This is a genomic window from Pantoea stewartii subsp. stewartii, from assembly GCF_008801695.1.
GTDB classification, from domain to species: domain Bacteria; phylum Pseudomonadota; class Gammaproteobacteria; order Enterobacterales; family Enterobacteriaceae; genus Pantoea; species Pantoea stewartii.
The window spans coordinates 67505-73653 of sequence record NZ_VZPF01000011.1 but is presented as its reverse complement, the minus strand read 5'-3'; the positions used below and the strand labels follow the sequence as shown (position 1 = coordinate 73653).

General features: G+C 55.9%; 7 protein-coding genes. 4 read left to right on the top strand and 3 right to left on the bottom strand.

The genetic code is table 11. From position 1 onward, the window contains the following. Together F7Q90_RS04850 and F7Q90_RS04845 are read left to right on the top strand one after the other, a co-directional pair. Nucleotides 1-96 (top strand): transposase domain-containing protein (locus tag F7Q90_RS04850; RefSeq protein ID WP_151160719.1); only part of this gene is annotated, 96 nt, incomplete at its 5' end. 6 nt (nt 97-102) lie between these two features. Next, nucleotides 103-579 (top strand): cupin domain-containing protein, encoded by a 477-nt coding sequence (locus F7Q90_RS04845; RefSeq protein WP_044242531.1) that lies wholly within the window; start codon nt 103-105, stop codon nt 577-579. Here F7Q90_RS04845 and F7Q90_RS04840 read toward each other — a convergent pair. Beyond that, the gene (locus F7Q90_RS04840; protein WP_006120808.1) at nt 576-1202 is read right to left on the bottom strand and encodes a hypothetical protein; all 627 of its coding nucleotides are present in this window, start codon (nt 1200-1202) and stop codon (nt 576-578) included. The two genes, F7Q90_RS04845 and F7Q90_RS04840, sit on opposite strands and share 4 nt — an antisense overlap. Nucleotides 1203-1570: 368 nt before the next feature. Between F7Q90_RS04840 and F7Q90_RS04835 the strand changes: the two genes are divergently transcribed. Continuing rightward, complete coding sequence (locus tag F7Q90_RS04835; protein WP_006120807.1) at nt 1571-2734, top strand: MFS transporter; 1164 nt, start codon at nt 1571-1573, stop codon at nt 2732-2734. Here the strand turns inward: F7Q90_RS04835 and F7Q90_RS04830 are convergent. Continuing rightward, the gene (locus F7Q90_RS04830; protein WP_006120806.1) at nt 2731-3651 is read right to left on the bottom strand and encodes a LysR family transcriptional regulator; all 921 of its coding nucleotides are present in this window, start codon (nt 3649-3651) and stop codon (nt 2731-2733) included. The genes F7Q90_RS04835 and F7Q90_RS04830 overlap by 4 nt on opposite strands. A 101-nt stretch (nt 3652-3752) precedes the next feature. Here F7Q90_RS04830 and lysA point away from each other — a divergent pair, with 101 nt between their 5' ends. Continuing rightward, entirely contained in the window at nt 3753-5009 is a 1257-nt protein-coding gene (gene lysA / locus F7Q90_RS04825) for a diaminopimelate decarboxylase (protein ID WP_006120805.1), read from the top strand. Nucleotides 5010-5060: 51 nt separating this feature from the next. Here the strand turns inward: lysA and F7Q90_RS04820 are convergent, their stop codons facing one another. Continuing rightward, nucleotides 5061-6101, bottom strand: coding sequence for an NADP(H)-dependent aldo-keto reductase (locus F7Q90_RS04820; RefSeq protein ID WP_006120804.1), 1041 nt, complete (start codon nt 6099-6101; stop codon nt 5061-5063). Nucleotides 6102-6149: the final 48 nt, after the last annotated feature.

The following is a 6149-nucleotide window of genomic DNA, read 5'->3' as shown; positions in this document are numbered from 1 at the left end:
ACGTGGTTGCGTTACGTCATCGGTCATATACAGGACTGGCCGGTGAACCGGGTCCGCGATCTGCTGCCATGGAAGGTCGAGCTTCCCTCTGCCTGAACGTCAATACGGTCTGAATGCGACGCTTACCTGGAAGGCGACGATAACGAACACTATTCTGACAGCGATGAGCGCATGTCGATTGGCGCGCCACTGGGGCGGTTACTGGGGTTAACCCGCCTCGGCATTCACCATGAAAGGCTGTTGCCCGGACGCCGCATGTCCTATCCGCACGCGGAGAGCGCGGAAGAAGAGTTTATCTTTGTGCTTGAAGGTCATCCTGACGCCTGGATAAACGGTGAGTTGTACCCGCTGTCGCCGGGCGATGCCGTTGCTTTTCCGGCCGGAACCGGCATCTGCCATACCTTTATCAACAACCGCGACCATGAGGCGCGCTTTTTAGTGGTGGGCGAGGTGAGCAAACCCGAAAACCGTATTACTTATCCGCTCAATCCGGACTACGAAGCAACCCGTGAGGACAGGTGGCTGAATCCGCCTGAACAGACGATGGGCAAGCATCCCGGTTTGCCCGACAAAAATTAAGATTTTACGGCATCATCCAGCCAGTGCTGAAAGCGAGAGTAAGGAACATAAAGGGCGACGTCTTTATACAACGTCTTGCCGCTGTGGTTATCGTTAATGCGCTGGCTGTAGCCGACAATCACGCCAGCCAGTGTGTCGTCAGAGGCATTGTAAACCGCGCCACCAGACATCCCTTTCACTACGCCGGCATTCGCTGCCACCACCACACAGTTAGCTTTGTTCCAGTCATTGGCCAGCGTGGTATTCACCAGATTCTGACCGGTTGAGCTGACCGGCATGGCCGAGATAAAGCTGTACCCGTAAAGGTTTACCTTGTCGCCAATGTGGCTGTTACGGAAGGCAGGAGGAAGGTTGGCTTCGCTGTTCTTGTGGTAGACCACCGCCAGGTCGCACTCCGGATGCCAGGCTTTCACCCGGTAAAGCGAATATTTCGCCACGTGGGCCGCCGTGAGGCTGTAGTCCGGGGTCAGGGGAATGGTCGTACCCAGCGTGCCCAGCCCCATGATGGTTGGAATGCCGGTAACGGTCATATCAACCCGCTTTTCAGCTTCTTTACTGTACTCATAGTGACCGACTGAGCAACCCGTTAAGCCCAGTACCAGTAAGAGGGTAAGCCGTTGCATTATTCTCTCTCCGCGTCAGTTGGACTGCATTTCATCTGGCGATTCATAAGAGCTTTATCGGCAACGCTAATACTTTATTGATAACTAAAATCGGTATTAGCTAAAAAACGGCTACTTCGCTGGCAACCTTTCTGCTTGTTTTAAGTGGCGGGCTATCCCTTTCTCCTTAACCTCATGTTTAATAAGCATAGTTCATCTTACTGTCAATTATTGCCTTTCCTGCAATACAGTGTTGCCTCTGTGTGAGTATCCGATGACAGTCAGCTATGGTGTAATACAGAATGTGACAGAGATCATAAATTATAGCCTGTTCATCGCGATGCACGCGGAAGCAACCGCGTCGCAATAATCATATTTGGGAGAGTGTTATGCCTGTGGCATTACTGGCATTGGCGCTGAGTGCGTTCGCCATCGGAACCACTGAGTTCGTTATTATGGGGTTACTGCCGGAAGTGGCAAACGATTTACAGGTGACCATTCCGTCAGCGGGCTGGCTCATCAGCGGCTATGCCCTGGGCGTGGCCATTGGCGCGCCGGTCATGGCACTGTTGACCGCGAAACTGCCACGCAAGAAAACGCTGATTCTGTTAATGGCCATCTTCATCATCGGTAACCTGTTGTGCGCGCTGGCGTACAGCTACAACCTTCTGATGCTGGCGCGGGTGATTACCGCCCTCTGTCACGGTGCGTTTTTTGGCATTGGCGCTGTGGTGGCTGCCAGTCTGGTGGCTGCCGATCGCCAGGCGTCCGCCGTGGCGCTGATGTTTACCGGCCTGACGTTAGCCAACGTATTAGGCGTGCCATTGGGGACCTGGTTTGGTCAGCTGTTTGGCTGGCGTGCCACCTTCTGGGGCGTTGCGGTAATTGGTGTGCTGGCCTTTATTGCGTTGATCACCAGCCTGCCGGGAAATAAAAACGAGAAGCCCGTCAATCTGGCCAGCGAAATCAGCGCGCTGGCAAACGGTAAACTGTGGCTGTCGTTACTGATGACGGTCTGTTTTGCTGCCGCCATGTTTACGCTGTTCAGCTATATTGCGCCGTTGCTGTTGCAGGTCACCGGCATCAGCGATCATGGCGTGAGCTGGACTCTGTTCCTGATTGGGGCGGGGCTGACGGCAGGCAATATTTTGGGCGGCAAACTGGCTGACCGCAATGTGGCGCTCAGCCTGACAGGCAGTTTCCTGCTGATCGCGCTGTTCTCACTGCTGTTTAGCTGGACCAGCCATGCGCTGTGGCTCGCGGAAATCACCTTGTTCCTTTGGGCGATGGCTACCTTCGCTACGGTACCCGGCTTGCAGATAAATGTCGTGCGCCACGGTAAGGAGGCACCAAATCTGGTGTCGACCCTGAACATTTCGGCCTTTAATGTCGGGAATGCACTGGGCGCCTGGGTAGGCGGAGCGGTTATTGCCCGTGGCTATGGGCTGACCAGCGTGCCGGTTGCCGCGGCCGCGCTGGCGGCGGTGGGGCTGATCGTCTGCGTGATCACCTTCCGTAAATCAGGCGGCGCGGCGGCCAGCGTACACGCCTAAACCAGCCTGGCCGCAATCAGCGCCGGAAAACGGGCAATCTGATGTTGAAGGTGCGCCGCAAACGCGTCAACCAGTGCTGAAGCCGGCCGGTGGCGCGGCCGGACCAGACTGACGGTAAAGGGCACCGCCACGCTAAACGGACGCATGACGATCCCGCTGTCAGCATAATCGAGTGCTGTCAGCGGATTAACGACAGAAATACCCACGCCAGCCTGCACCATCGCGCACACCGAGGCTGCGCTATGGGTTTCCATCACCATCCTGCGTGTCACGCCTTGCTCATGAAACAGTGCATCCAGTAACTGCCGATAGCTGTCCGTACGTGACAGGCTGACATAGTTCTCACCCGCAAAATCCTGCGGCGTAAGTAAGTTGCGCTGCGCCAGAGGATGCTGTTTCGGTAAGACACAGACTTCATCGCAGGTCAGTAAAGCCTGGCGATCGGTACCGGCAGGTGCGTGCAGCGTTTCTGTCAGGCCCAAATCATAGCGCTGTGCCGACAGCCACTCTTCCAGCAGCGGTGAATCCTGCGGAATGATGTTCAGGCTGACGTCGGGATAGCGTTGTAAAAACGTCTGACAAATGGGCGGCAGCAACGATTGTGAGAAGGCCGGCAGACAGGCAATCGACAGCTCGCCCTGACGAAACTGCCGCAAACCTTCTGCCGCATCCATAATGCGGTCCAGCCCATACCACGAGCGCTGCACCTCTTCAAACAGGCGTAGTCCCTGCACCGTCGGTTGCAGACGGCCACGCACGCGCTCAAACAGTTGCAGACTCAACTGCCGTTCAAGCCGCGCCAGTTCACGGCTGACCGTGGGCTGTGAGGTTTGCAGCAGCGTGGCGGCCTGGGTGAGGTTGCCGCTGGTCATCACGGCATGAAAGATCTCGATGTGGCGCCAGTTAATCGTGGCCATGGGATATCCCATATCATTTATGCATAGATGCTATTAAAACAGATATTTTTCGGCATGGCACGAATCTGGCTTAATAGGAGGATTGCCACAGGAGACATGCTATGCCGCGTCCGTTAAACACCACAGAAACCGCCCTCAACGTTGATCATCTGCTGCCGCTTGCCCGCCAGTATTCTGGCCCGTTCTGGGCTTATGATGCGCAGGTGATTCAGCAGCGTATTGCACAGCTTCACGCTTTTGATGTGGTGAGCTTTGCTCAAAAAGCCTGTTCAAATACGCACATCCTGCGCCTTATGAAATCGGCCGGGGTTAAAGTGGATTCCGTTTCGCTGGGCGAAATTGAGCGCGCCCTCGTGGCTGGTTTTACGCCCGGCGGTGACGACATCGTGTTTACGGCTGACGTGCTGGATGAACCTACACTCGCCAGAGTTGCAGAACTAAAGGTGCCGGTGAATGCCGGTTCGGTCGATATGCTGCATCAGCTGGGTGCGGTTTCGCCAGGGCACGCGGTCTGGCTGCGTATCAATCCGGGATTTGGTCATGGCCACAGCCAGAAAACCAATACCGGCGGTGAAAACAGTAAACATGGCATCTGGCCGAGTGATTTGCCTGCTGCTCAGGCGGCGATTGAGCAATATGGATTGCGCCTGATCGGCATTCACATGCATATCGGCTCGGGCGTGGACTATGCGCACCTGCAGCAGGTCTGCGATGCCATGGTCGATCTGGTGGTGGCGTTCGGTCAGGATCTGGAGGCGATTTCTGCGGGCGGCGGTTTATCCATTCCCTATCACTATGGGGAGGAAGCGATTGATACCGATCACTATTTTGGCCTGTGGGACGCCGCGCGCCAGCGTATTGCCTCACATCTGGGCCACGCCGTGAAGCTGGAAATTGAACCGGGCCGTTTCCTGGTAGCGGAGTCAGGCGTGCTGGTGTCGCAGGTGCGGGCCGTTAAAGAGATGGGCAGCCGTCACTTTGTGCTGGTGGATGCCGGATTCAGCGATCTTATGCGCCCATCGATGTACGGCAGCTATCACCATATCTCCCTGATGGCTGGCGACAACCGACAGATTGATGAACAGGATACGCGTGAAAGCGTTGTCGCGGGGCCACTTTGCGAGTCCGGCGATGTGTTTACCCAGCTTGAAGGGGGCAAAGTGGAAACGCGGGCGATTCCCGACGCGAAAGTCGGCGACTATCTGGTGTTCCACGATACCGGGGCGTACGGTGCGTCCATGTCCTCTAACTACAACAGTCGACCGCTGATTCCGGAAATCCTGTTTGAAAACGGCACGCCACGCGAGATTCGTCGCGCGCAGCGTATCGAGGATCTGCTGGCTCTGGAATTGGGTTAACGCAGGCTGGCAGTCAGGACTGCCAGCCGCACTTGCGGCTGGCACATGGCATCAAGGTGCAGGGTAGGTATAACGGCGGTGAATCGCCTCAAGCTCTTCCAGAATCTCACTACTGAGCGTCAGGTTGGCGCTGTCGATATTGATCTTTAACTGATCCAGCGTGGTGGCGCCCAGCAGCGTGCTGGAAACAAACGGCTGCTGGCGAACAAACGCCAGAGCCATTTGCGAGGGATCGATCTGATGCTTGTTTGCCAGCGCCACATATTCTGCGACTGCCAGCTGAGACTGCTCGCCACTGTAGCGGGTAAACCGGCTAAACAAGGTATTACGTGCACCAGCAGGCTGTGCACCGTTCAGGTATTTCCCACTTAGCGTACCAAAAGCCAGGCACGAATAGGCCAGCAGTTCCACGCCTTCATGCTGGCTGATTTCCGCCAGGCCCACCTCAAAACTGCGGTTCAGCAGGCTGTAGGGATTCTGAATAGAAACAATGCGCGGTAACTCATGCTTTTCTGCCAGTTGCAGGTAACGCATCACGCCCCAGGGGGTTTCATTAGAGACGCCGATGTAGCGAATTTTACCGGCCCGCACCTGTTCTGCCAGCGCTTCCAGCGTTTCCAGCAGGGTCACCGGGACGCTGGAAGCGCTGTACTGATAGCCAAGTTTGCCAAAGAAGTTGGTCTGGCGCTGCGGCCAGTGCAGCTGGTACAGGTCGATATAATCGGTATTCAGGCGCTTCAGGCTGGCATCCAGCGCTTCGCGAATGTTCTTACGATCCAGCGCCATATTAGGGCGAATGGAGGCATCGTTGCCGCGGGTCGGCCCTGCGACTTTACTGGCGAGAATGATTTTATCGCGGCTGCCGGTCTTTTTTAACCAACTGCCAATGTACTTTTCGGTCAGGCCCTGGGTTTCCGGGCGAGGCGGCACCGGATACATTTCGGCAGTATCGATCAGGTTGATGCCGGAACTGATCGCAAGATCCAGTTGCGCGTGGGCGTCGGCTTCGCTGTTTTGCTCACCAAACGTCATGGTGCCCAATCCAAGCTGACTCACTTCCAGCGTGCTATGGGGGATACGGTGATAATGCATTGCCGGCTTCCTTTTCTCTGAGGATGGATATTGTGTCTTAAGGGACTA